At 46.4% G+C, this 3,641-nt stretch carries 2 protein-coding genes; both read left to right on the top strand.

The window, feature by feature from the left end; genetic code table 11:
- Nucleotides 1-2,802, top strand: a 2,802-nt coding sequence (locus ACTXGO_RS11170; protein WP_443574535.1) for a DNA-directed RNA polymerase subunit beta', incomplete at its 5' end; no start/stop codon positions are given.
- Nucleotides 2,803-2,966: 164 nt separating this feature from the next.
- Nucleotides 2,967-3,491 (top strand): DUF6586 family protein, encoded by a 525-nt coding sequence (locus tag ACTXGO_RS11165; protein WP_317199256.1) that lies wholly within the window; start codon nt 2,967-2,969, stop codon nt 3,489-3,491.
- Nucleotides 3,492-3,641 lie beyond the last annotated feature (150 nt).

The following is a 3,641-nucleotide window of genomic DNA, read 5'->3' as shown; positions in this document are numbered from 1 at the left end:
ACGCTAGAGGCGCAGCTTGAATCACGCGCTCTTATGATGTCAACGAACAACATCTTATCGCCAGCAAACGGTGATCCGATTATCGTACCCTCGCAAGATGTGGTCTTGGGGCTGTACTACATTAGCCGCTCATCAGTGAATGTCAAAGGCGAGAGCATGGTTTTTGCTTCGGTCAACGAAGCACTGCGCGCTATCGGCTCAAATGATTTGCATGTCAATGCCAAAATCAAAGTTCGCGTCACTGAAACTATTATTGACGCTGATGGCAATCATACGGACGCAACTAGCATCAAAGATACCGTTGCCGGTCGTTTATTGATCTGGAACATCATGCCCAAAGGTATGGCGTTTGAAGAGTGTAACCAAGAGATGACTAAGAAAAACATCTCGCGTTTGATTAACTCTTGCTACCGTACTATGGGCGTCAAAGATAGCGTTATGTTCGCCGATCAATTGATGTATCTTGGATTTGCACAAGCAACGTTATCTGGCGTATCAATCGGTATTGACGATATGGTCATTCCGCCAAGCAAAAAACAAATCATCGAAGTCGCTGAAGCTGAAGTACGCGAGATCGAAGATCAGTTTGAGCAAGGTTTTGTGACCGCAGGTGAGCGTTACAACAAAGTTGTCGATATCTGGTCACGTACCAATGACAAGGTCGCTAAAGCGATGATGGATAATTTGGCAACGGACAAGGTAATTAATGCACAAGGGGAAGAGGAAGAGCAAAAATCCTTTAACTCTATCTTCATCATGTCAGATTCGGGCGCTCGTGGTAGTGCCGCGCAGATTCGTCAGCTTGCAGGTATGCGTGGCTTGATGGCAAAACCGGATGGCTCGATTATCGAAACACCGATTAAAGCGAACTTCCGTGAAGGTTTGACGGTACTACAGTACTTTATTTCAACTCACGGTGCGCGTAAGGGTCTTGCCGATACCGCACTGAAAACGGCTAACTCAGGTTACCTAACGCGTCGCCTAGTCGATGTGGCACAAGATTTAGTCATTACGACTGAAGACTGTGGAACTGAGCAAGGCTTGCTCATGACACCGCATATCCAAGGCGGTGAGATCATCGAAAAGCTCGGTGATTTAGTACTAGGCCGAGTAACTGCTCGTGATGTGACTTATAACAATGATGAGTCAAAAATCTTGGTACCAACAGGTACCCTGATCGATGAGCATTGGGTCAATGTTTTAGACGAGAACGCCATCGATGACATCTGGGTACGCTCAGTCATCACTTGTGATGTCGAGCATGGTGTTTGTTCGCAGTGCTATGGTCGCGACCTTGCTCGTGGTCATAAAGTTAATATCGGTGAGTCCGTTGGTGTCATGGCAGCGCAGTCTATCGGTGAGCCGGGTACTCAGTTAACGATGCGTACGTTCCACGTGGGCGGGGCTGCGAGTTCGGCCTCTGTTGATAACAGCATCTCAGTTCGCAACGCAGGTCAAGCGCATTTTGAGAACATGAAGACTGTTGAGCACACTGATGGTCACTTAGTTATTGTCTCTCGATCCGCTGAGATTGCTTTGACTGATGAGCTAGGCCGTGAGCGTGAGCGTTACAAAGTGCCTTATGGTTCAAGCGTGCTGGTCAAAAACGGTGAGCAGGTCGAAGGCGGTCAGACTATCGCGAAGTGGGATCCGCACACGCATCCTATTATCACAGAGTTTGCGGGTAAAGCGCGCTTTAGTGATATCACTGACGGTATGACAGCAACGGTCAAAGTTGATGATGCTACTGGTATGAGCTCGTTTGAGATTCTAGCGACTCGTGACCGTTCAAGTAACGCCAAAGACTTGCGTCCAGCGATTATCTTGAATACTGATGAAGGTAAAGAAGTGGTTTACTTCTTGCCCGCTGAAACGATCATTCGTGTCAGTGATGGTGAAGAGGTCGCAGCAGGTTCTATCTTAGGCCGCGTACCACAAGCCTCGTCAGGTACCAAAGATATTACTGGTGGTCTACCACGCGTCGCCGATCTATTTGAAGCCCGTCGCCCCAAAGATCATGCGATTATGGCCGAGATGACGGGTGTCGTCAGCTTCGGTAAAGAGACCAAAGGCAAAAACCGCTTTATCATTACCAATGAAGACGGTGAGGTTCATGAAGAGCTAATCCCGAAATGGCGCCAAATCAACGTCTTTGAAAATGAGACGGTAGCACGCGGTGAGGTTATCGCTGATGGCCCGCAAAACCCGCATGACATCTTGCGCCTAAAAGGTCAAACCGCGCTTGCTGATTATATCGTTAACGAAGTACAAGACGTTTACCGCTTGCAAGGGGTAAAAATCAACGATAAGCACATTGAGGTTATTATTCGCCAAATGCTGCGTAAAGTTGAGATTACTGATGCTGGCGACTCAGGTCACTTCAAAGGCGATCAAGCGGAGTATGCGGATATCAAAGCACTCAATGCTAAATTGGAAGCTGAAGATAAATTCCCAGTACAGTATGAGCGTCAGTTGCTTGGTATCACTAAAGCGAGTCTGGCAACAGAGAGCTTTATCTCAGCGGCGTCTTTCCAAGAGACCACTCGCGTATTAACTGCTGCTGCCGTTACAGGCAAAGTTGATGAGTTGCGCGGTCTTAAAGAGAACGTCGTTGTCGGTCGCTTGATTCCTGCTGGTACGGGCCTTGCTTATCACAAAGCCCGTAAAGAAAAAGCGGATCAAAAGCTGCTTGATAAAGACATGAGTGCAGCGTTTGATATGCCTGCTGGTAGTGATAACAAAGACTTTACAAGCTTTGATGAAGCCTTTGCCCAAGAGCTTAATCAAGACAGCCAGTCTTAATTGTTTGTCGTATAAAAGAAGCCAGCATTTTTGCTGGCTTTTTTGTACCTGTTGAATGCGCTCAAAGACAGTGTTCTTAAACGGTTTTATAAGAAATTTATTTTAAAAAATAGTACACTAAATCAGCGCCCATCACTTAGAACTTAAACAAGGATAATATACGTATGGCAGACAAAGGCCGCGTTGCTAAATATCAAGCAGATCGCACTAATCAAAAGCTGTATTTTTGCCGCCTAGCTTGTCAAGCTGCGGGCAGTAGTAACGACAAACAGCTGTATCAGGCGCATTGTGAAACCGCTATCTTTCATCTATACGGGACTTTTTTAGCTTTTTTACAAGAGCTCAGTCAATTTTACGGGCTGCAAGAGAGTGCGCCTACATTGACTGATATTGAAGAAGCTTTGGATACGCGCACACAGGTTTCTCCGGAAATCCTACGCTTAAAGCAGTTACGCGAAAAAGGCTTTTTGGCTAATATCGAGCGCGCGTATCAGCGTTGTCTTTATGCCGTTCCGCCTGAATCTTTGGCAGATACTTCAATGGCTGTTAATGCAGCGCCAAAAGATTTGATCGTTAATGTGGTGACCTTATCGAATCAATGGCTACCTGATGAGAGCACTATTCGTGAATGGCGTCAGCAGTTCTTAGAGCTTATCGAGCAACTACGTGCTGGCATGGTAGAGTTTTAATAGAATAAGCAGTGATAAGAGTAGAGCCGTCATATAGATTTAGCATAGCCATAAAAAAGGCTTATCGATAATCAATCGATAAGCCTTTTTTGGTAGCTTAGGACTCTATTCTGGCATCGGCGGCATACGTTCAGCAGGCGTTGGTGCCAG

This window comes from Psychrobacter sp. T6-1 (assembly GCF_052258445.1).
The sequence above is the reverse complement of the archived record's forward strand: the minus strand, read 5'-3'. Positions and strand labels throughout refer to the sequence as shown.